General features: G+C 55.1%; 20 protein-coding genes, 1 tRNA gene and 1 riboswitch. All 21 genes read left to right on the top strand.

Going from position 1 to position 21,362, the window contains the following annotated elements; translation table 11 throughout:
• Positions 1 to 24 precede the first annotated feature (24 nt).
• The 21 genes from FYJ60_RS01735 (at position 25) to FYJ60_RS01635 (ending at position 21,261) form a co-directional block, all read left to right on the top strand.
• Positions 25 to 1,548: a zinc-ribbon domain-containing protein gene (locus FYJ60_RS01735; RefSeq protein WP_154456856.1), complete on the top strand. Its 1,524-nt coding sequence runs from the start codon at positions 25 to 27 to the stop codon at positions 1,546 to 1,548.
• A gap of 89 nt (positions 1,549 to 1,637) precedes the next feature.
• Positions 1,638 to 3,107, top strand: coding sequence for a YARHG domain-containing protein (locus FYJ60_RS01730; RefSeq protein ID WP_154456855.1), 1,470 nt, complete (start codon positions 1,638 to 1,640; stop codon positions 3,105 to 3,107).
• Between the two features lie 68 nt (positions 3,108 to 3,175).
• Positions 3,176 to 3,248: transfer RNA gene (locus FYJ60_RS01725), tRNA-Thr, on the top strand.
• 73 nt (positions 3,249 to 3,321) lie between these two features.
• Positions 3,322 to 4,686 (top strand): citrate/2-methylcitrate synthase, encoded by a 1,365-nt coding sequence (locus tag FYJ60_RS01720; protein WP_154456854.1) that lies wholly within the window; start codon positions 3,322 to 3,324, stop codon positions 4,684 to 4,686.
• An 88-nt stretch (positions 4,687 to 4,774) separates the two neighbouring features.
• A complete protein-coding gene (gene ylxM / locus FYJ60_RS01715; protein ID WP_154457070.1) occupies positions 4,775 to 5,116 on the top strand; it encodes a YlxM family DNA-binding protein in 342 nt (113 codons plus the stop codon).
• 3 nt (positions 5,117 to 5,119) lie between these two features.
• Positions 5,120 to 6,478 (top strand): signal recognition particle protein, encoded by a 1,359-nt coding sequence (gene ffh / locus FYJ60_RS01710; protein ID WP_330579071.1) that lies wholly within the window; start codon positions 5,120 to 5,122, stop codon positions 6,476 to 6,478.
• A 100-nt stretch (positions 6,479 to 6,578) separates the two neighbouring features.
• A complete protein-coding gene (rpsP, locus tag FYJ60_RS01705; protein ID WP_154456853.1) occupies positions 6,579 to 6,824 on the top strand; it encodes a 30S ribosomal protein S16 in 246 nt (81 codons plus the stop codon).
• 23 nt (positions 6,825 to 6,847) lie between these two features.
• Positions 6,848 to 7,078, top strand: coding sequence for a KH domain-containing protein (locus FYJ60_RS01700; protein ID WP_154456852.1), 231 nt, complete (start codon positions 6,848 to 6,850; stop codon positions 7,076 to 7,078).
• A 54-nt stretch (positions 7,079 to 7,132) separates the two neighbouring features.
• Positions 7,133 to 7,651, top strand: coding sequence for a ribosome maturation factor RimM (rimM, locus tag FYJ60_RS01695; RefSeq protein ID WP_154456851.1), 519 nt, complete (start codon positions 7,133 to 7,135; stop codon positions 7,649 to 7,651).
• Positions 7,652 to 7,664: 13 nt separating this feature from the next.
• Complete coding sequence (locus FYJ60_RS12740; protein WP_154456850.1) at positions 7,665 to 8,369, top strand: DUF4190 domain-containing protein; 705 nt, start codon at positions 7,665 to 7,667, stop codon at positions 8,367 to 8,369.
• Positions 8,369 to 9,598 carry a tRNA (guanosine(37)-N1)-methyltransferase TrmD gene (gene trmD, locus FYJ60_RS01685; RefSeq protein ID WP_154456849.1) on the top strand — a complete coding sequence of 410 codons (1,230 nt, stop codon included), beginning with the start codon at positions 8,369 to 8,371 and terminating at the stop codon, positions 9,596 to 9,598. The genes FYJ60_RS12740 and trmD overlap by 1 nt, the downstream gene beginning before the upstream one ends.
• A gap of 124 nt (positions 9,599 to 9,722) precedes the next feature.
• On the top strand, positions 9,723 to 10,070 hold the full coding sequence (rplS, locus tag FYJ60_RS01680; RefSeq protein ID WP_154456848.1) for a 50S ribosomal protein L19: 348 nt from the start codon (positions 9,723 to 9,725) through the stop codon (positions 10,068 to 10,070).
• Between the two features lie 75 nt (positions 10,071 to 10,145).
• Positions 10,146 to 10,841 (top strand): signal peptidase I, encoded by a 696-nt coding sequence (lepB, locus tag FYJ60_RS01675; protein WP_235903282.1) that lies wholly within the window; start codon positions 10,146 to 10,148, stop codon positions 10,839 to 10,841.
• Positions 10,842 to 10,872: 31 nt separating this feature from the next.
• Complete coding sequence (gene ylqF, locus FYJ60_RS01670; RefSeq protein WP_154456847.1) at positions 10,873 to 11,784, top strand: ribosome biogenesis GTPase YlqF; 912 nt, start codon at positions 10,873 to 10,875, stop codon at positions 11,782 to 11,784.
• Between the two features lie 30 nt (positions 11,785 to 11,814).
• Positions 11,815 to 12,594 carry a ribonuclease HII gene (locus FYJ60_RS01665; protein ID WP_154456846.1) on the top strand — a complete coding sequence of 260 codons (780 nt, stop codon included), beginning with the start codon at positions 11,815 to 11,817 and terminating at the stop codon, positions 12,592 to 12,594.
• Positions 12,591 to 12,953: a diacylglycerol kinase family protein gene (locus FYJ60_RS01660; RefSeq protein ID WP_154456845.1), complete on the top strand. Its 363-nt coding sequence runs from the start codon at positions 12,591 to 12,593 to the stop codon at positions 12,951 to 12,953. The genes FYJ60_RS01665 and FYJ60_RS01660 overlap by 4 nt, the downstream gene beginning before the upstream one ends.
• A gap of 260 nt (positions 12,954 to 13,213) precedes the next feature.
• A complete protein-coding gene (locus tag FYJ60_RS01655; protein ID WP_154456844.1) occupies positions 13,214 to 13,558 on the top strand; it encodes a hypothetical protein in 345 nt (114 codons plus the stop codon).
• Between the two features lie 10 nt (positions 13,559 to 13,568).
• Positions 13,569 to 15,194: an ABC1 kinase family protein gene (locus FYJ60_RS01650; protein WP_154456843.1), complete on the top strand. Its 1,626-nt coding sequence runs from the start codon at positions 13,569 to 13,571 to the stop codon at positions 15,192 to 15,194.
• 184 nt (positions 15,195 to 15,378) lie between these two features.
• Positions 15,379 to 15,485: riboswitch (glycine riboswitch) on the top strand.
• Positions 15,486 to 15,556: 71 nt separating this feature from the next.
• A complete protein-coding gene (locus tag FYJ60_RS01645) occupies positions 15,557 to 16,987 on the top strand; it encodes an alanine/glycine:cation symporter family protein (protein WP_154456842.1) in 1,431 nt (476 codons plus the stop codon).
• 170 nt (positions 16,988 to 17,157) lie between these two features.
• Entirely contained in the window at positions 17,158 to 19,761 is a 2,604-nt protein-coding gene (locus FYJ60_RS01640) for a glycoside hydrolase family 2 protein (RefSeq protein ID WP_154456841.1), read from the top strand.
• A 54-nt stretch (positions 19,762 to 19,815) separates the two neighbouring features.
• On the top strand, positions 19,816 to 21,261 hold the full coding sequence (locus tag FYJ60_RS01635) for a glycoside-pentoside-hexuronide (GPH):cation symporter (RefSeq protein WP_154456840.1): 1,446 nt from the start codon (positions 19,816 to 19,818) through the stop codon (positions 21,259 to 21,261).
• The last annotated feature ends 101 nt before the right edge of the window (positions 21,262 to 21,362 follow it).

The following is a 21,362-nucleotide window of genomic DNA, read 5'->3' as shown; positions in this document are numbered from 1 at the left end:
GGGGGCGGCCCGCAGGAGAAAGGTTTGATAAGGGGAAAGGAGCGGAAGAATATGCGCTGTCCGAAATGCGGAAGAGAAATACCTGATAATTCAAAACTATGCAGATACTGCGGACATCCGATTGCGGAGATCAGTATAGAGCTGGACGGCGGGTTATCCGGAACCGGCGTGCAGGATCGGACGAAAATTATTCCGGAAGCCGGCTCCGGTTACGGGGCGGACCCGGCCTCCGCGCGGGATGGCGGGACCGGCCGCAGGGGAGGCCAGATACCGGAGGACGGAACAGATTATGATGTGACCGGCTACGCGGACGATCCTTACGCGGGAACAGACGCAGAGGATTCTTATTCTTATGACAGAAGAGAAAGCGCCCGGCGCAGCCCGGACACCGGCAGAGACGGCAGCAGGAATTACAGAAACGGGAACAGAAACGGGAACTATGGAAACGGGGACAAAAACAGGAGCCGTGCTTCCGGAAAACGGAAAAAAAGCGGGAAGGGCAAGCTGGTGGCCTGCCTTCTCTGCATTGCGGCGGTTCTGATCGTCATTCTGGTCCTCTGGTGGAAACTGACACACACGGGCAACAGTACGCCTGTAGTGGTCAGTTCTTCCTCGGAGGATAACACCGATATGTCCCTGTATCAGAGCGCGGACCTGAACGGGGTGGATAATCAGACCGTCACGGCGGACGGCACGCTGCTGATTACTTCGGACGGCCAGGGCTTCCTGCAGATGAATCCGGCAGTTTCTGTTTTTGCGGATACGGCGGACGGGAAACAGGCATACCTGTCCACGGTGCGCTCGCTGCGCCTGCTGCCTTCGGGCAGTACGACGGTCTCTTCTGTCAGCGAGTACAGCGGGCAGAAGATCGAAGTGACAGGAGTGCTGAGCATTAACGAGAGCCAGGAACCCTGTCTGACCCTGTTCCAAGTGATACCGCTGGAGACGACGGCCGCGCCGACGGATGCCGCGGTGGTAACCGCAACTCCCACACCGGAAGTGACCGATACCCCGACGCCCACGCCGACCGTCTCTCCGCTGACACCGGATAAGACATCGGCGGTAACGGCAGAACCCACATCTACGCCGACGCCCACGCCGACGGCCACTCCCACCCCCACGGAAGAGGCGGAGACAACAGCCACCTATCGCCTGGTGACCGGGGACTGTACCTGGGAACAGGCCTTTCAGGAGGCGAAAAACGCCGGAGGAAGGCTGGCGGTGGTTGACAGCGAGGAAAAGTATCAGCAGATCGTCAGCCAAATCAAAAGCCAGGGGCTGACCGGCACTTTGTTCTATGTCGGAGGCCGCAGATCCCCGTCGGACATGAAATATTACTGGGTGAACGCGTCCAATCAGACGTCCGGGGAGGCGATCGAAACATTCTGGGCGGCCGGCGAACCGGACGCGACGGAGGAAGAGACAGCGTCAAACGGCACGGTCGTGCTGATCGGCAGCGACGGCCTGCATGACGGAGACGACAATTATCTGTCCTCCAATCCCGATCAGTCCGGCAGAATCGGGTATATTATTGAAATTGACTCCTGATGTAAGGTATAATAATCCGTAAAGCTGCCGGTTTTGCGGCGCTGCTTTGCAAAGGAACAGATACAAAAAGCGAAGGAGAAGTTTTTAGTATGGCTGATAACACCGGGAGCAGACGCTCTCACAGAAACAGGAGAAACAGGAGTGGAAACAGCCGAAACGCGGCAGATGTAACGGCTGTTTCCGCAGAAAAGCCCGTAACGGACCAGGATGTCAGGGAAGATCTGACGGCTTCGGAAAGCGGAGAAGAAAAAGAACTGCAGGAGACACAGGCGGCGGAAAAGGAGCTTTCGCAGGAGGTTTTGAAGGCTGCTTCTTCCGGCATGCCGGGCAGGGAAGAACCTGCCTCGTCGGACAGGGCAGAAGATTCTGCTGAGGCCGGAGAGCCGGGTGATTCTCCGGAAGACAGCAATGCCGGAGAGCCGGATGGTTCTTCGGAAGGCAGTATCTCCGGGGAGTCCGGTGCGGAACAGGAAAACGGCGGCGAGAGTGCCGGAGAAGACACGGCAGAAGAAACGGTTTCCGATCCGGAAGCATCGGGAGAGGCCGCTCCGGAGGCGGATGCGGACGGCGGTCCGGAGACTAAGGAACCGTCCGGGGATTCCCTGACAGATCTGGAAAATACCTCTGCCGCGGCGCCGGAGGATATCTGGAGCAGCGAGGCCGGCAGGGAAAGCAATCCGAAAAGCACCGCGGAAGAGGACACCGGTTCCGGAAGCTGGGAAGACAGTCAGGAAAATCCGGAACCTTACAGCAGCGAGGAGCTGGAGAGCGAGGCAGAGGAGCTTCGCGGCAGGGATTTTGTGTTTGAGGAAGATCCCTATAAGCAGCGGAGGGCAGAAGCAAGATTAAAAAGACAGCAGGAGGTAAAAAGGCAGAGACAGCTGATTGTCACCCTGGCCTGTGTCTGTGTGGCTGCCGCCTGTGTGGTCGCCATCATGGCTTTCATGCTTCTGCGCCAGCAGCGGGGAACCGATGCGACGGCAGCAGTGGATACCAGTTCTGTCACGGCCGTGCAGGGAAACAGCAGCAAAACCGCTGCCGGCAAAACCACGGTGACGCCCACGGTAACGGCGACGCCCACACCGACGGCAACGCCTACCCCCACCGCGACGCCCACACCAACGGAGACACCGACGCCCACGCCGACAGAGACACCGACACCGGAGCCGACGGCGGAAGCGACATCGACGCCAACAGCCGCACCGGCGACACCTGCCCCGACACAGCAGGCCGCGGCGACGCCCGCGCCCACAGCGGTTACGGCTGCTCCGACGCAGGCACCTTCGTCCTCCACAGAGGGACAGATTTTCCCGAACAGCAGCACCGTGCTGCTTACACAGGCGGATGTGGATGATCTCTCAGACGGACAGGCACAGCTTGCCATCAACGATATTTATGCCCGCCACGGCTATATTTTCCGGAGTAACTGGTGGCTGAACTACTACCGTCAGTTCTCCTGGTACACGGAGAGTATTCCGGCGGATCAGTTCAGTTCTTCCATGCTGAATTCCGTGGAGTACGAAAACGTCCGTATGCTGGCGGAGAAACTCGGAAGATAATGCATAAAAATTTTTTCTTGCACTTTTGCGCGGAGTCTGTATAATAGTTCATGTGCGTATCCGCGCGTGCCGGAATAGCTCAGTTGGTAGAGCACCTCACTCGTAATGAGGGGGTCGTCAGTTCGAGTCTGATTTCCGGCTTCTGCGATTAACCTTGTGCCAATGGCGGCGCGCGGGTTAATCGCTTTCTTTTTATAAAAACGGAGGTGTTCCTATGACCATGGATCCGGAGACCAGAGACAGAGAACTGCAGCAGCTGATTGAATACAGCCGGAAATCCGGGAAAATTGATCTGACTCTGTATCAGGAATACGATGTAAAAAGAGGCCTGCGTGATTCCAACGGCAAGGGTGTCCTGACGGGCCTGACGGAGATCTCGGATGTCGATGGCTTCCGGAATACGCCGGACGGCAACCGTGTTCCGTCCGAGGGGCGGCTTTACTATCAGGGCTATAATATCAATGACCTGATCGGGGGAATGCGGAACCGCAGATTCGGGTTCGAGGAGATCACCTATCTGCTCCTGTTCGGGGATCTGCCGACGGAGGAGCAGCTGGGCAAGTTTGTCGACATTCTCAGCGAGTTCCGCTCCCTGCCGGAAGAGTTCACCAGGGACGTTATCATGAAGGCGCCCAGCACAAACATGATGAATATGCTTCAGAAATGTGTGCTGACGCTGTACTCCTATGATGATAATCCGGAGGATATCAGCATATCCAATGTTCTTCGGCAGGCGCTCGGCCTGATCGCCAAAATGCCCCTTCTGGCCGTCTACAGCTATCATACGCACCGGCATTATCACCTGGGACATAACCTGATTATCCGGAATCCCAAGCCGGAGCTCTCTCTGGCGGAAAATCTTCTTCAGATGCTTCATCCGGACGGGCAGTATACACAGCTTGAGGCAAAGGTACTGGATATCGCGCTTATCCTGCACGCGGAGCACGGCGGTGGAAACAACTCCACCTTTACCACCCATGTGGTTTCTTCGACCGGGACAGATACCTACTCGGCCGTGGCTGCTTCCCTGGGCTCCCTGAAAGGCCCCAAGCACGGAGGAGCCAACCTGAAGGTCCTGCAGATGTTTGAGGACATCGAGGAACATGTGCATAACTGGGACAACGAAGACGAGATCCGGGATTATCTGAACCGGATGCTCGATAAAGAGGTTTTCGATCATTCCGGCCTGATTTACGGAATGGGTCATGCGGTCTACACCCTGTCGGATGCGCGCGCGGTTATTCTGAAGGACTATGCGCACAGGCTTGCGGTCGAAAAGGACGCGGAAGAGGAATTCAGGCTCTATGAGAATGTGGAGCGGATCGGCAGGGAGTGTATGGAAAAGAAGCTCCGCCTGGTAAAGCCGGTCTGCGCCAACGTAGATTTCTACAGCGGTTTTGTCTACTCGATGCTGGATTTCCCCAGGGAACTGTTCACCCCGCTGTTCGCCATCGCCAGAATTTCCGGCTGGTCCGCGCACCGCATCGAGGAACTGGATAACGGCGGAAAGATTATCCGTCCTGCCTATAAATATGTCGGACGCCACCGCCATTACAAGCAGCTGGAGGATCGCGCGTAAGCAGCATGTCAAGCAAAAACACTTGACACGCGCTTTCTCATGAGATATGATTTGCAGGTACCCGCGTGGCGCCTGCTTTTTTCATGCTATGGAATCTTTTGTAGAAAAATCTTTACTGTTTGATTTTTACGGAGAACTGCTTACCGAACATCAGAGGCGGATTTTCCAGGAAATAGTCTTTAACGATTATTCCGCCGCGGAGGTTGCCCGTGACGAGGGCATCAGCCGCCAGGGGGTTCATGACCTGATGAAGCGTATTGAGAAAACGCTGGAGGATTACGAGAACCGTCTCCACATGGTTCAGCGGTTCCTCGCCATTCGCGGCAGGGTAAGAAAAATTCAGGAGCTGACAGAGAATCCCGGAGATTCCGCGGAGGAGGCACTGAGGCAGATCCGATCCATTTCATCAGACATTCTGGAGGAATTATAGGGCGTGGCATTTGATAATTTAAGTGAAAAACTGCAGAATGTATTCAAACAGCTCCGCAGCAAAGGCTCCCTTACGGAAGCGGATGTCAGGGCAGCCCTGAAAGAAGTGAAAATGGCCCTGCTGGAAGCGGATGTCAATTTCAAGGTCGTCAGGCAGTTTACCAAAACGGTTCAGGAGAAGGCCATCGGGCAGGATGTGATGAACGGCCTGAATCCCGGACAGATGGTCATTAAGATTGTTCACGACGAGCTGGTCTCCCTGATGGGAAACGATAAGGCAGAGCTTCCGCTGAAACCGGGAAATGAGATCACCGTTTACATGATGATCGGTCTCCAGGGCGCAGGTAAGACGACAACGGCTGCCAAGCTGGCCGGCAAGCTGAAGGCAAAGGGAAGGAAGCCGCTTCTGGCTGCCTGTGATGTTTATCGTCCGGCTGCGGTAAAACAGCTGGAGGTCAACGGGGCAAAAGTCGGTGTTGATGTATTTTCCATGGGCGACAGGAAAAACCCTGTGGATATCGCAAAGGCGGCGGTGGAACACGCGAAAGCTTCCGGTTACAATGTTGTCCTTCTGGATACTGCCGGCCGTCTGCAGATTGATGAACAGATGATGGATGAGCTGGTCGCCATCCGGCAGGCTGTGACGGTAGACGCGTCTGTCCTGGTTGTGGACGCGATGACCGGGCAGGAAGCTGTCCATGTGGCGCAGACCTTCCAGGAAAAGGTCGGTATCGACGGCGTCATCCTGACGAAGCTGGACGGCGATACCAGAGGCGGTGCCGCGCTCTCCATTAAGGCAATCTGCGGAAAGCCGATTTTCTATGTCGGCATGGGAGAAAAGCTGGAGGATCTGGAGCAGTTCTATCCGGACCGGATGGCCAACCGGATTCTCGGCATGGGGGATGTTCTCAGCCTGATTGAAAAGGCGCAGGCCAATATCGATGAAGAGAAGGCAAGGGATCTGGAGAAGCGTGTCCGCAAGGCGCAGTTTACCTTTGACGATTACCTGGACAGCATGGAGCAGATGCGCAAAATGGGCGGCATCGGCAGCATCCTCAGCATGATGCCGGGCATGACCGGGGGAAAAGCGCAGGAGCTGGAGAGCATGGTGGATGAAAAGGATCTTGCCAGAAAAGAGGCGATTGTCCACTCCATGACAAAGGCGGAGCGGGCAAATCCGGATCTGCTGAATCTTTCCAGAAAACAGAGGATCGCAAAAGGGGCAGGCGTCAACATCGCGGAGGTCAACCGCTTTGTCAAGCAGTTTGACCAGACGCGGAAAATGATGAAACAGATGCCCGGCATGATGAAGGGCCGCGGAAAGAGACGCGGAGGTTTTGGAGGCTTCAACCTTCCGTTCTGACGGATTGTTGTTCTCATAAACAGATTACGGTGTCAGAAGTCTGACTCCACACGTAATCAAAAAACAAAGAAATCATTTAGATTCATGGAGGTAGAGAAAAATGGCAGTTAAAATTCGTCTGAGAAGAATGGGACAGAAAAAGGCACCGATCTACAGAATCGTCGTTGCGGATTCCGCTTCTCCCAGAGATGGAAGATTTATTGAGGAAATCGGAACCTATGATCCGAACACTGATCCCAGTACCTTCAAGGTAAACGAGGAAGAAGCCAAAAAGTGGCTGAATAACGGGGCACAGCCTACCGCGGTAGTTGGAAAAATCTTCAAGCTGGCTGGAATCGAGAAATAATCGAAGTACGGAGGTGCCTTGTGATGAAAGAGCTGGTTGAAGTGATTGCCAGGGCATTGGTGGAACATCCCGATGAAGTGGTCGTCACGCAGACCGAGAGCAGCAGCAGCATGAAAATAGAGCTGAAGGTTGCTCCGTCCGATATGGGAAAGGTCATCGGCAGGCAGGGCAGAATTGCAAAAGCAATCCGTTCCGTTGTGAAGGCGGCTGCTTCTCGTGAGGATAAACGGGTCATCGTTGATATTGTGCAGTAACAGACATGGCGGGAGAAAATCCCGCCCTTGTTATATCCGGAGGAACCAAAGTCTATGAAACAGCTTCTGCAGGCAGGGATTATTACCTCTCCGCACGGAATACACGGAGAGGTGAAGGTATATCCGACAACGGATGATCCTGCCAGGTTCAGGGAACTGAAAACCGCCGTGCTGAAGAGCGGCGCAAAGTCGGAGCGGCACGGGCTTGAAAGCGTGAAATTTTTTAAGAACATGGCGATCATTCACTTTTCCGGGATTGACGATATGGATACCGCCCAGAAATACCGCGACTGGGAGGTCCTGGTCACCAGGGATCAGGCGGTCCCGCTGGGAGAAAATGAGTATTACACGGCGGATCTGATCGGCATGGATGTCACAACAGACGAGGGGGAAGCCCTTGGGACGCTGACAGATATCCTGCAGACGGGAGCGAATGATGTTTATGTCGTCAGCACGGAACGTTACGGAGACGTGTTGATTCCTGCCATCCGTGATTGTATTATACAGGTGGATGTGAATAACAACAGGATGAAAGTTCATCTTCTTCCCGGGCTGGCGGAAGAGAAAAAATGATGGAGGTGCGGCCGTGAAAAAATGCGTTTATTGCGGTGCGGAACTGAATGATGATGCGAAGGCCTGCAGCAATTGCGGACGGATTCTTCCCAGGGAGGAGTGGCCGGAGGAAAAAAAGACGGATGACTCCGGGAAAAACCAGGACAGCCGGAACGGGCAGGACAGCGCCTGGAACAGCCGGAATAATGACAGTAATAATGGCTGGGGAGGCCGGGATAACGACAGCACTGAAACCTGGAGCGGACGCGGCGGTCAGAACAGCGGAAACAGCGCCTGGGAAAACCAGAACAGCTGGAACACACAGAACGGGCAGAATCCCTACGGACAGAACCCTTACGGCCAGAACTCTTATGGGCAGTATCCCGGAGGAAATACGCAGGGGTACGGAAACCAGCCTCCGCTGCAGCAGAAAACGAATACGTTTGCCATTGTGGCTCTTGTGCAGGGAATCCTCTCTGTGTTTCTGAACAGCGTTCTTTTCTTTATCCCGTCCGTTATGGCCATTGTGTTCGGGTGCATCAGTCTTTCCCAGCTGAAGCAGAACCCGGATCAGAAGGGAAAGGGAATGGCGGTCGCAGGCCTTGTCCTGGGAATTGTATTTCTGATTCTGACGATTGTCCTGACGATCCTGGCTGTCTGGCTGATCAGCACCGATTCGGAATTCTCCAGGATGTTCCAGGAGCTCTACAAACAGCTGGAAGGTGGTTCCGGCGTCTGATGAGATACTATGTTTGCACCTTGTTTCCGGATATGATTCATCAGATTATGGGAACCAGCATCCTGGGCCGCGCGGAGAAAAACGGGTATATCTCTGTAAACACCGTCAATATCCGGGATTTTTCCCGGAAAAACTCCATGCGTGTAGACGACTACCCTTACGGGGGCGGAGCCGGGATGGTCATGGAGCCGGAGCCGGTTTATCAGGCGGTTCAGGCGGCGCTTCAAAGGGCTGAGGCCGACCGGAGGGCAGAGGCCAGTCGGAGGGCGGCGGACGGCCGGAGCGCCGGGGCTGAGCAGAGAGCTGAGCTTGACCGGCGAGCAGCGGAGCCTGCGCAGACGGAAGAATCCCGGGAGGAGAAAAGCACGCCGAGCGGCAGAAGAACCAGGGTCATCTATTTGACCCCCCAGGCCAAAGTGCTGGATCAGACCCTGGTGGAAGAACTGGCCAGAGAAGAAGAACTGGTTCTTCTCTGCGGCCATTACGAGGGAATTGATGAACGGGTCCTCCAGGAGACGGTAACCGATTACGTGTCCATCGGCGATTATGTCCTTACGGGCGGCGAGCTGGGCGCGGCTGTCCTGATGGACGCGGTCTCACGGTTTGTACCGGGGGTTCTTCACAACGACGAATCCTCCCAGTTTGAATCGATGCAGGACAATCTTCTGGAGTATCCGCATTTTACCAGGCCGGAGGAATGGCACGGGCGGAAGGTTCCCCCGGTGCTTCTTACCGGAGACCACGGAAAAATAGAGGAATGGCGGTATCAGCAGGCGGTGGCGCGGACACAGGAAAGACGTCCGGACCTTCTGAAAAACAGTTTTACGCTTCATACCTTCTGGTACGGGCCGCAGGCGGCGGAGGAGTACGCGGTCTGCCTTCACGGAAGAATTTCCAGATACGGGGAGATTCAGAACTACAACAGAAACAAGCTGATCCGGTCCCGTCATGTGCTGGGGGATCAGGAGCTCCTGCTCTTTGTCGAGGGAGCCGGGGCGGACGGGGATGTCCCGTTTGAAGAACGGTTCCGCAATCTGTACGGAACCGGAAAAACCCTTGCCTGGATCTGTTCGGGCGGCAGTCTGACGGAGAAGAAAATGGCGTTTCTGGCCGACAGAGGATTCCGGCTTCTGGGTTCTTCCCGGTATTCCGGGACCGAAACCGCGGAACAGGTTGATCTGCTTGCCCTGGACATCAGAAAAAAAGCCTTGCATCTTGCCGGGAGATAGGATATAATTTTTGGGTCTGTGGCGGAATGCTGCAGAGACGGTCCGCTGTCACGTTTATCGGTGGTAAGAACGTCCGGTTACGGCGCGTTTGCGGCGCCTGTTCAGAAAGATAAGGAGACAGAAAATGCAGGAAATTATCAAAAAGATTGAAGAAGAGCAGCTGAAGAAGGATGTTGCGGAGTTCCGCGTCGGCGATACCGTCCGGGTATACGGAAAGATCAAAGAGGGAAACCGTGAGAGAATCCAGGTGTTTGAGGGTATCGTCATTAAGCGCCAGGGCGGAAGCAGCCGTGAGACCTTTACGGTCCGCAAGACTTCCAACGGTATCGGCGTAGAGAAGAGCTGGCCGCTTCATTCTCCGAACGTGGAGAAAATCGAAGTTGTCCGCCGCGGCAAGGCAAGACGGGCAAAGCTGAATTACCTGAGAAACCGTGTCGGCAAAGCGGCAAAGGTAAAAGCTGTTGTAAAATAAAATCAGTCAGATGCTGTCTGGGAGCCCGTACGGATGTACGGGCTCCCGTTCTATCAGGGGTGCGCAGGGGCTGTTATGTCAGAGGATAAAAAAATTCTGATTATAGATCCGTCTGTCCGGGAGACGGAGAGGAAAGAACCCGAAATTTCGGAAAAAGAAAAGAAAAAGAGAAGACGCCGGGAATTCATGGAGGAGAAAAAGAGACAGCTGGCGGAATGGCGGAAGGCACATCCCTTCCGCGCTTTGGTCCGGATTGTCCTGTCATGGGTCGTCCCGGTTGTCTGCGTCATCCTTCTTGCCTACGGCTTCTCGCGTTTTTTCTGCCAGACCGTCCAGGTGCAGGAGGGCTCCATGGAGCCGACGCTTTCCACCGGGGACACGCTTCTGGTCAATGAGCTTTTTCCAAAACTCTCTTCGCCACGGCGGTTTGACATCATCGCTTTCCGGACGAGGAACGAGACTGGCGCGTCCGTGCATATCAAGCGGGTTATCGCTCTTCCGGGCGAGACCGTGCAGATCACGGACGGAGCGGTTTATATCAACGGGGAGAAGCTGGACGAGTCGGCATATGGTTTTGACGCCATCCTGAGCGGGGGACTGGCGGAGGAACAGATCGTCCTGGATGACGATGAATATTTTGTGCTGGGGGATAACCGGAACGGAAGCGGGGACAGCCGTTACACGGATATCGGAAATGTCAAGCGGGAAAATATTATAGGAACCGTCTGGTTCCGCGTCTGGCCTTTTCAGAGAATAGGAAGTATTCGGTAGACTTCATAGAGTTATTCGGACAGGAGTGTTTATGGAAATACAGTGGTATCCCGGACATATGACAAAGGCGAAGCGGCAGATGCAGGAGGATCTGAAGCTGATCGACCTGATCATCGAGCTGATTGACGCCAGGGCGCCGGAATCCAGCCGGAATCCGGACATCCGTCACATGGGAGAGGGAAAAGCCCGTCTGATCATTCTGAATAAGGCAGATCTGGCGGACGAACGCGTCAATCGTGAGTGGAAACAGTTTTACACCGGGCAGGGGGCGCAGGTGCTCGCGGCGGATTCAAGAAAAAAGACGGATCTGAAGCAGGTGCAGGCTCTTGTGCAGGAGGCATGCAGGGAGAAGATTGCCAGGGATGCCCGGAGGGGAATCAAAAACCGTCCGGTAAGGGCTATGGTGGCGGGAATTCCGAACGTAGGGAAATCGACCTTTATCAATTCTGTCGCGGGAAGGGCATCCGCAAAAACCGGAAACAAGCCCGGAGTGACAAAGGGAAAGCAGTGGATCCATCTCGGCAGGGGTCTGGACCTGCTGGATACACCGGGAATTCTCTGGCCGAAGTTTGATGATCCGGAGGCCGGCGTCCGGCTGGCGCTGATCGGCTCGGTAAAGGATGAACTTCTGAATGCGGCGGAGCTTTCCCTCCGGCTGATCGGTTTTCTGCGGGAGGCGTATCCACAGGTTCTGGCGGGACGCTATCATCTGGAAGAGACCGGGAACGATGTCCGGATTCTGGAGCAGATAGCCAGAAACAGAAACTGCCTGGCAGGAGGCGGGGAAATTTCCTATGACAAAGCGTCAGCCATTCTTCTGGATGAGTTCCGGAAGGGCGTTCTGGGAAGAATATCCCTGGAGCGTCCCGCGGGCGGGGAGACTTTTTCACCGGAAAGCGGCGCGGACGCGGAAAACATCGGTAAGCAGGGCGGCGGTAATTAGAGAAGGAACCACCGGAGAAGGTGCGAGAGGATGAGTAAGAAAGAAGAGGCCGAAAAGGCCAGGGCGGAACGGCGGGAAGCCAGGCTGATAAAGGAAAAAGAACGGGTGGAGCAGATGTGCTTCTTTGAGAAAAAGTACAGCGATTATCCGTTTATCTGCGGCATCGACGAGGTGGGGAGGGGACCGCTTGCGGGACCGGTTGTAGCTGCTGCCGTCATACTTCCCCGTGACAGCAGAATCCTCTACATCAATGATTCTAAAAAGCTGACGCCGAAGCGCAGGGAAGAGCTGTTCCAGGTGATTCAGGAGGAAGCTGTCGCTATCGGCATCGGCAGCGCGGATCAGAATCGAATTGATGAAATCAACATTCTGCAGGCCACCTATGAGGCAATGCGGAAGGCAGTTGCGGAGCTTTCGGTACAGCCGTCTCTTCTTCTGGTGGACGCCGTTCATATTCCGGGACTGGACATCCCGCAGGTCGGAATCATCAAGGGAGACGCCAAAAGCCAGAGCATTGCGGCGGCCAGCGTCATCGCCAAGGTGACAAGGGACCGCCTGATGGAAGCGTACGATCCTCTTTTTCCGGAATACCATTTTGCCTCCAATAAGGGTTACGGCACGGCTGCCCATATCGAGGCTCTGAAAAAAAACGGCGCCTGCACGCTGCACCGGAGGACTTTTATCGGAAAATTTCTGGACGGGGAGCGGCAGGAGACATCCGGATTATCTACGGATAAAAAAATGGCGGAAACGGAGGAGCCGGCAAAAACGGCAGATAGGGCAGATACGGCAGGGGGAGAGGAACATTGAAGAAAAATCCGCTGTACAAAAGCTTTGGTTATGCTTTCCAGGGCATTTTTGCCTGCATAAAAAAGGAACGCAACATTAAGATTCATCTGACCATGATGACGCTTGTTATTCTGGCGGGAATCATCCTGAAGATCAGCAGGACGGAGTGGCTGGTCTGCCTGATCCTCTTTGCCCTTGTCCTGAGCCTGGAGCTGGTAAACACGGCGGTGGAAGCATGTGTGGATCTTGTCACAGAAGAGAAAAAACCGCTGGCGAAGCTCGCAAAAGATACGGCGGCGGGAGCGGTTCTGATCGCGGCGATTTTTGCCGCCCTGATCGGGCTGCTGATTTTTATTCCCAGATTTGCCGCCATCCTGTGACATCCCTGCAAATCCGGAATTCAAGCTGCCTTTGGGTTGGCCGGCAGGTACCTGCATCCGGCTGCTGCCTGCGCGGGCAGCATGGATTTTCTTTTCTGCCGCCGCGATGCTGCTGCCCTACGGATCCCACGAAATCACAGGCGGGGGCGTCGGCATTGGCGTGTTCCCCAGAAAAATGACTGACAATTTGGCTCATTCATGGTAAAATAGCCGTATAGGAGCAGAAAAATATGCCATCCCGTTCGGAAGGAGGAAATATCATGAGTGATGATCTGCATTTTTCTAAGGCAATAAGAACGATTTTCCTGACCGGTGTGGGCGCTGTCGCCGCCGGAGCGGAGAAATCCAAGGCGTTAATAGACACGCTGGTGGAAAAAGGAGAGCTGACGGTCGAGCAGGGAAAAGTTCTGAACCAGGAGCTGAAACATAAAATAGACGAGACGACGGAGTCCGTAAAGGCAAAGGCGAAGGAAGCCGCTTCCAAAAAGAACGCGGCGCCGGAGGGAACGGATTTTTCCGGTATGCTGGATAAGCTGACTCCAGAACAGCTGGCAGCCCTGAAGGAACAGCTGACGGCAAAGGAAGAGAAGAGCGAAAACGAGTGAAGGTCCGTTTATGACAGAGAGCAGGGGAATAGGACAGGAAAATAAGAGGGACGGGAAGGGCGAGAGCACTTCCCGTCTGAAAGAAATCACGGAGATTCTGCGCCGGAATAAAGTCCTGAGAGGGGTGACGCCGCAGAAGCTCCGTGTTGTTTTAGAGGAACTCGGACCGACCTACATCAAGCTCGGACAGATTATGTCCCTGCACTCCGATATTCTTCCCAAGGAATACTGCGAGGAGCTGATGAAGCTGAATTCCGAGGTGACGCCCATGCCCTTTTCGGATGTGCTCTCGGTCATCAGCGAATCCTACGGGGACGACTGGTCTACTACTTTTTCCTATATTGAAGAGACGACACTGGGCTCGGCATCTGTGGCGCAGGTCCACCGTGCCAGGCTGGTGTCCGGGGAAGAAGTCATTGTCAAGGTTCAGCGAAAGGGAATCCGGGAACTGATGGCAAGGGACATCCGGCTTCTTCATAAGGCGGTCCGGTTGATTCCTCCGGTCGGCGGTCTGAAAAATGTCGTGGATCTGGATCAGATCCTGGATGAACTCTGGAAAGTGGCGCAGGAGGAGATGGACTTTCTCCAGGAAGCGGACAACATGGAGGAATTTGCCCGCAATAACCGGAACGTCGCTTTCGTGGGTGTTCCGCGCCTCTACCGGCAGTACACCACCTCGCATGTCCTTGTCATGGAGTACATCGACGGCTATTCTATCGTGGATAAAAAGACCCTGGAGGAACATGGGTATGATCTGAATGAAATCGGCGAAAAGCTGGTAGATAATTTCATCAAGCAGGTCATAGAGGACGGCTTTTTCCACGCGGACCCTCATCCGGGCAATCTTCGGATCCGCGGAGGCAAAATTGTCTGGATTGATATGGGAATGATGGGGCGGCTGACGGATAAGGACCGCCGGCTTCTGGAGGAAGCGGTGCAGGGCATTGCCGACCGCGATGTGGCAAGAGTCGAAAACGCGGTCCTCTCCCTGGCGGACTTCCGCAAGGGAAAACCGGACCGGGAACAGCTCTATCAGGATCTTCGTGAGATTCTGCAGCGGTACTCGGAGACAGATATTCTGGGAATTGATATTGCGGAATTTTTCATGGACGTCATGGATGCCATGAAAAAAAACAAGATCACCATGCCGCACGGCCTTACCATGCTGGCAAGGGGGCTGACGCACATGGAGGGCGTTCTCGCGGAAATCTGTCCGGACATCAATATGGAGGAAATCGCGGAAAAGCGTATGGCGGAAAGCCGCATCGAGCACCTGGATCTGAAGAACACCTTGCTGCACGGCGGAAAGGATTTCTACAAAGCGGCCAGCGCGTCCGCCAGGATTCCCTCTCTGGTCTCGCAGATTATGCAGGAATATCTGAACGGGCAGAGCCGCGTCAACCTGGAGCTGAAAACCTCCAAGGATCTTGCCTGGCTGCTCCGGAAGCTGGTCCAGAACCTGGTGATCGGCATGTGGGTCATGGCGCTCCTGATCTCTTCCAGTATTATCTGCACCACGGATATGACGCCGAAGATCTTCCGGATTCCGTGGCTGGGCTTTCTGGGATATGCCGCCGCGGGGGCCATTGTGTGTTTCCTGGTCGTCAGACATTTCCTGACAAGACCGAAAAAGTAGGAGAAAAGCCGTGAAACCGCGCTGACCGGGTTGACGCGCCATGCGGTTCATGGTACGATAAACAAGTTCTTATTTTCAATTACATATCTGTTACGTAGAAGTTTTCAGAAAAAGAATGTCGTGAAAGCGATTTCTGCCGAAGGAGTAAAACTCTCAGGTACCGGATGCGGTTGACGACTGAAAACGGAGTAGCTCTGGAGAATCCCAATAGGGTGCCGAAGGTGCAAACGCCGGTCTGTAAGGATGCAGATGCGGCGCCAATCTCTCAGGCAAAAGGACAGGGTTTTTGATCTGCTTAACGGCAGTTTTTTTCGTGTTCCGGCATGATTTTTTCTTCTGCGTGCAAGCTTGAGGAGGAAGTTATGTCACTGCAGTCTGTTTTACTGACAGTCGTTCAGACTATCAACTCTTATCTTTCCGATTATATCCTGGTCATCCTGCTTGTGGCGGTCGGACTCTGGTTTACCATCCGGACCCATTTTGTCCAGGTACGCTATTTTGGCGAGGGCATGAAGCGGACCTTCGGGAATCTCAGCCTGAACGGAAAAAAGCATGAAAGCGGAATGAGCTCGTTCCAGGCACTTGCCACGGCGATCGCGGCACAGGTCGGCACCGGAAATATTGTCGGCGCGTCCGGAGCTATTCTCACCGGAGGCCCCGGAGCCATTTTCTGGATGTGGATCATTGCCTTCTTCGGGATGGCGACCATCTATGCGGAAGCGATCCTGGCCCAGAAGACAAGAAAGAAAACAAAAACCGGCCATGTACAGGGCGGCCCTGTTTATTACATCACGACAGCTTTTAAGGGAAAGGGCGGAAAGTTCCTGGCAGGCTTCTTCGCGGTTGCCATCACGATTGCCCTTGGCTTCTTCGGCTGCATGGTCCAGTCCAATTCCATCGGCTCCACCTGCGCCAACGCGTTCCATATTCCCTCCTGGGTCATCGGAATCTGCCTTGTTATCTTCTGCGGCATCATCTTTATCGGCGGAATCAAGCGGCTGGCGTCTGTAACGGAAAAAATTGTGCCGATCATGGCGCTGCTTTTCATCGTGGGCGGTGTGATTGTCCTGATTGCCCGCGCCAAATATATTCCGGACACCTTTGCCATGATCTTTACCTATGCGTTTAAGCCCCAGGCGATCATCGGCGGCGGCTTCGGCATGGCGTTAAAGACGGCCATCTCCCAGGGGGCAAAAAGAGGACTGTTCTCCAATGAAGCCGGCATGGGCTCTACCCCGCACGCGCACGCGCAGGCAAACGTCAAGGATCCGCACGAGCAGGGCACGGTTGCCATGATCGGTGTATTTATTGATACCTTTGTCGTTCTGACGCTGAACGCCCTGGTCATCATTTCCACCCTTTATACACCCGGAGGCCCTCTTGCAGAAGGATATACGGGAGCGGTGACAGAGACGCTCGGAAAGGCTAATCTGGCACAGACCGCCTTCGGAACTGTGTTCGGGGCGGAGGCAGGCAATGTTTTTGTCGCGGTCTGCCTGTTTTTCTTCGCGTTTTCCACCATTCTCGGATGGAACATGTTCGGAAAAATCAATGTGATTTATCTGTTTGGCGAGAAGTCCGTAAAATTCTACAATATTATCGCGCTGGTATTCATCTTCCTTGGGACGCTGGCCTCCAACGACCTGGTATGGGAGCTGTCCGATATGTTTAACCAGCTGATGGTTATCCCCAACGTCATCGCGCTGTTTGCCCTTACCGGAATGGTCACATCCAGCGCCCTGCATCGGAAAAAAGAAAAGATCCTGATGCAGAAGGAGGAGGGAGAACAGTAATCCCGTCTCTGTCTGTCTGCGGATGCTTCCGCAAGTTGATACGACATTTCGCAAGCCGTTTCCGCTCTGCTTTCCGGCAGTGTGGAGGCGGCTTTTCTGCCCTTGCGGCTCTGTGCTTTGCAGAGTAAACTAAAAGACAGTAAAAGAAAATCCGGAGGAGCGTCGGAGCGATGGGAAAACGGTTTTATATCAATAACGGATGGGAATTCACAGAACACTGGTCGGATGCCTTTCTGCGTCAGGAGTCGCGGGAAGAAGGCGGTAAGCCGGTGTCCGGCGTGCCGGATGGTGCGGCGGGGCAGCGGGAAGCCGGCAGCGGCGCCTGGCGGCAGGTAAGGCTCCCCCACACCTGTAAAATCACCCCGTATAACTATTTTGATGAAAGTATCTATCAGATGGTCTGCGGGTACCGGAGAATCCTGCGCCTGCCGGAGAGCTGGAAGAAGGACAGGGTCTTTCTTGTCATCGGGGCGGCGGGGCATTCCGCGGAGGTCTTTCTCAATGGGAAGAAGGCCGGGGAGCATCACTGCGGCTATACTTCCTTCCGGACAGAACTCACGGAGCTTCTGCAGCCGGGCGAAAATCTGCTTGCCGTAAAGGTGGATACCAGGGAGCAGCAGAACATTCCGCCCTTCGGCCATGTCATTGATTATATGACCTATGGAGGTCTGTACCGGGAGGCCTACCTGGAGACTTCCGGAAGCGTCCGTATGGGGGATCTGTTTGTTTCACCCCGCATTCCGGAAAAGGCGAGCCTCCTTCACAGCGGTATGAGCCTGGAAGAGTGCAGGGACGTCCTGGACAGCATACAGTTTCACGGACAGATACGCACGGAATTTGTTCCGGACGGGCAGGAGCCTGACGGAGAAAAACTGCGGATCTCCCAGAGGGTTTTTTCCTGCGGGAAGGACGCAGGAGATGTGCTACTGGCGGAAAACGATCTCTCCCTGGCAGAGTGCCAGCCCGTCCGCAGAAACTATGCACAGGGGAGCCGGACCGCGTATTCCTTCCGGACGGAGGTGGACGGCGCCAGGCTCTGGGACGTTCTTTCGCCGACGCTCTTCCGGGTTGTCACGCGGCTTTACAAAAAAGGCGGGAACGGTGAGGAGGTACTGCTGGATGAACAGACAGAGAGAGTCGGATTCCGTCGCTCCGTATTCCGGGAAGACGGGTACTATCTCAACGGCAGGAGGCTTCAGCTGGTCGGGCTGAACCGTCACCAGAGCTGGCCGTATGTCGGCTATGCCATGCCTGGCTCGCAGCAGGAAAAGGACGCGGACATCCTGAAGAACGAGCTGGGCGTCAACGCGGTGCGGACTTCCCACTATCCGCAGTCGCCCTATTTTTACAGCAAGTGTGACGAACTGGGACTTCTGGTCTTTACCGAAATCCCCGGATGGCAGCACATCGGGGATGAGGAGTGGAAAAATCAGGCCGTGCGGAACACGGAGGAAATGGTTCTCCAGTACCGCAGCCACCCTTCGGTGATCCTCTGGGGCGTCCGGATCAATGAGTCGCTGGACGACGACACCCTGTATACCAGGACGAACGAGGTGGCACACAGCCTGGATGGCACCAGGCAGACGGGAGGCGTCCGCTATCTCCGGAAGAGCCATCTTCTGGAGGATGTCTACACCTATAATGATTTTTCGCATGACGGCAGGACGCCGGGATGTGAAAAAAAGAAAAAGGTCACACCCGACCGGCGGAAGCCCTACCTGATCAGTGAGTGCAACGGGCACATGTTCCCGACCAAAATCTTTGACAGCGAGGAGCGCCGCACCGAGCATATGCTCCGTCATGCCCGTGTGCTGGACGCGGCCGCGGGGGAGGGCGATATTGCCGGCACCTTCGGCTGGTGCATGTTCGATTACAACACGCACCGGGACTTTGGGAGCGGGGATCGGATCTGCTACCACGGCGTGACGGATATGTTCCGGAACCCGAAGCCGGCGGCAGCCCTGTACGCGGCGCAGCAGGAGGATTTTCCGGTGCTGGAGGTGACTTCGTCCATGGATATCGGCGAGCATCCGACAGGAAACCCGGGCTGTGTGTATCTGGTAACAAATGCGGATGAGGTTCGGATGTACCGGGGCGGAGTCTTTGTCAAGAGCTTCTTCCCGAAGGATTCTTCCTGGAAAAACCTTTCCCATGGCCCGATCCTGATCGATGACTATATCGGGGACAGTATCAAGCAGGAAAACTTTGCGCCGGAGCAGGAAAAAACAGTGAAGACGATCTTAAATTATGTCGCCCTGCACGGATTCCTGCATCTGCCGCCACGGGTTCTTGCCCTGGGAGCGGAGCTGGCAGTCCGGTATCATATGAAGTTTGAGACCGCGTATGAGTTATACAGCAGATATATCGGGAACTGGGGCGGAGAGGCCTCCGGATACCGCTTTGAGGGATTCTGGAAGGGCAGACGGCTGAAAACACTGGTCAAAGCGCCGGTTCAGTCCGTGCATCTGCACGCAGAACCCGATCACACCGTCCTGCATGACGGCGCCTGCTATGATGTTGCTTCCGTGCGCGTCGAGATGCGGGATCAGAATGACAACCGCCTGCCGTTTTATATGGGCACCGTATCCGCGCGGACAGAGGGACCGGCCGAGATCATCGGTCCGTCGGAGCTTACGCTGCGGGGAGGCTGCGGAGGCGTCTATCTCCGGACTTCCGGAAAAACGGGACAGGTTTCCCTTCTCCTGCGGAATGAACAGGCGGGAGAGACGGAGTGCAGATTCACCGTGGAGCAGGACAGCAGGGCGGAAATATAGAAGTCACAGTATGACTTTTGGCGCTGTAACGATCAGATGATGGGGGAAAATAACATGGAGGAGAAAAAACAGCTGACAGGTAGGGAAAAGGCTTCCTACGGACTGGGAGCTGTCGGAAAGGACATGGTCTACATGCTTTCCGCCAGCTACGTGCTTTACTATTTTCAGGATATTATGGGAGTCAGCGCCTATGCCATGGCGGTCATCCTGCTGGCGGCGCGTATCTTTGACGCGTTTAACGATCCGGTGATGGGCGTGATTGTGGCCAAGACCAGAACCAGGATGGGAAAATTCCGCCCCTGGCTGCTGATCGGGACGCTGACCAACTCGGTGGTGCTGTACGCCATGTTTGCCTGCCCGCCGTCTCTGGACGGTCCGGGTCTTGTGGCTTATGCGGCGGTGTCCTACGTCCTCTGGGGAGTCACGTATACCATGATGGACATCCCGTTCTGGTCTATGATACCGGCATTTACCAGAGGAGGAAAGGAAAGGGAGAATCTGACGGCGCTGGCCCGGTCCTGTTCCGGCGTCGGGGCGGCAGTTGTGACCATCCTGACGATGGTTGCCGTACACGCCCTGGGCACCAGGTTCGGGGGAAGGGACGCCATGGAGATCGAGAGGATCGGCTTCCGCTGGTATTCGCTGATTATCGCCGTCCTTTTTTCCGTGTTTATCCTTATCACCTGCCTGAACGTAAAGGAAAAATCCACGGTATCGGTGCCGACGGCCTCCGTCCGCGATATGTTCCGCTCACTGGTGCGCAACGACCAGGCAATGGCGGTTGTCGTTACCATTGTCCTGGTAAATACGGCCATGTACATCACATCCAATCTGGTGATTTATTTCTTTAAATATGATCTGGGAGGGAGCGGATGGTACAAGGACTACACGCTTTTTAACACGGTGGCAGGCGCGGCGCAGATCCTTGCCATGATGGTCCTGTACCCCCTGCTCCGCCGGCTGTTCAAGGTTTCCAATACCGGCATTTTCTATCTGGGACTGCTGATGTCCGCCGCAGGATACGGCATCCTGCTCGGGTGCTCGGTCTCCGGGGCAAAGACGATCACTGTGTTCCTGATTCCCGGAGTCCTGATTATGGCCGCCTCCGGCATCAATAACGTCCTGACGACCATCTTTCTGGCCAACACGGTGGATTACGGGGAACTGAAGAATCACAGGAGGGATGAATCGGTCATCTTCTCCATGCAGACCTTTGTGGTGAAACTGGCTTCCGGGCTTGCCGCGTTTATCGCTTCTGTCACGCTGGGGCTTCTGCGGCTGTCCGATAAGGCGACGACGGCCTCGGAACAGACGGTGGATTTTGCCTCCGGCGTCGCCCTCTCACAGAAGATGGGGCTTCGCCTCGTCATGACCCTGCTCCCCATTGCCGGACTGGCTGCCGCTTTTTTCTGGTTCCGCAGAAAATACCGCCTTACAGACGCGAAGGTGGAGGAGCTCACCGCACAGGCGGAAGAACTGCACAGGAACCGGCAGATATAAAAAACGTGAGCGGCTGAAAGTCCGATCTGCATAACAGCTGACGGCAGCCGCGGCTGAAAGTCCGCAAAACCGGAACGAAAGACCGCGGCGCCGGGAAATCA

It is taken from the genome of Bilifractor porci (assembly GCF_009696005.1).
Taxonomy (GTDB): Bacteria; Bacillota; Clostridia; order Lachnospirales; family Lachnospiraceae; genus Bilifractor; species Bilifractor porci.
The sequence above is the reverse complement of the archived record's forward strand: the minus strand, read 5'-3'. Positions and strand labels throughout refer to the sequence as shown.